The 1227-nt window shown below is 40.4% G+C and carries 1 protein-coding gene; it reads right to left on the reverse strand.

The genetic code is table 11. The features are described 5' to 3' along the window. The coding region (locus BP621_RS06275) for an alpha/beta hydrolase (RefSeq protein WP_292388575.1) at positions 1 to 792 on the reverse strand (792 nt) is incomplete at its 3' end. Positions 793 to 1227: the final 435 nt, after the last annotated feature.

Below are 1227 nucleotides of genomic sequence, written 5' to 3' on the forward strand. Positions count from 1 at the left end.
CTCATCGCGGAGCACATCATTTTCATCAGTTATGACAAGAGCTGGTGGCTGTCCCTTTAGCTGGTCAAGTGGTGCCTGTAAAGGAGAAGCTGTGGGCTGCTTACGTGCTTCTTCGTCAGGCAAATAATTGTCCCAGAACCACTTCATAGCTTCACGGGTAAGCCAGATACCGGTTGCATACTGCTGATAAGATTGGGTGTCAAAATTAGCATCCGTGACAGGGTAAAAGAGTACCTGATAATCAATTTTTGGGCCACCCCGCTCCTTTGCCAGAAGTAAAACAGCTGCCGCCATATTTCCACCTACACTGTCACCAGCGACTGCGAGCCTTGAGCTATCAAGGTTAAGTTTTTTCCCGTTTTCTGAAACGTATTTTGTTGCTGCGTATGCTTCTTCTATTGGCGTCGGGTATTTTGCTTCTGGAGACGGCGTGAAATTGACAAATACAACCGCAGCGTTAGCTCCATTTGCGATTTCCCGAACTAATCGGTCATGTGTGTCTTTGTCTCCGAGCACCCAGCCCCCGCCGTGAAAGTACATCACGACTGGTAGAATTTCTTTATTTCCTTTTGGCCTGATTATTCTAATCGAAACTCGTCCCTCAGGACCGACTGGAATGTCCAGATCTTCAATGTCCGCAGGTAGTTTTGCTACCTGAGCAGCCTGCAAATCAGAAAGGACTTTACGGGCGTCTTTCGGTGATAACTGGTAGATTGGTGTTCCACCCTGCTTGTTTACCTTTTCTAAAAATGCTCTGGTTGCTGGTTCTAGTAAGTCGATTGGTTGACTCATGATAAGATCCTCCTGGCTTGATTAAACCGTACTTAACATTATTGCCGGCACATAAGGCAAAAACAATAAACTGGATTACTCGCCGTTACACAATTGACATTTTAAAATTTACAATAAAATTCACAAGTTTGATCTGTTTGAGTATACGTTTATTCAGGATAAATTGGAAAACGATTGTTAATCTAGTATATTTTGATTACCGAGAAATATATAAAATAAGTAGAATATATTTTCCTTATGATAAATAATTCTAAAAAGTATAAAGAATAAAAATTAAAAAAGTGTTTGCCTTTTGCTCTCAGGACTTCTACTTGCGGCTTCAAAAAATCTGTCCCAGAGCAAAACTTTATTAGTTACCGGGAAAAATAACTTTCGTTAATATTTTGCGTTTTCAATAAAATATTTAGAAAGATCTGTTTAGGGTATCTAAAAAGA

The sequence above is a fragment of the Methanosarcina sp. UBA5 genome (assembly GCF_002505485.1).
Lineage (GTDB): Archaea > Halobacteriota > Methanosarcinia > Methanosarcinales > Methanosarcinaceae > Methanosarcina.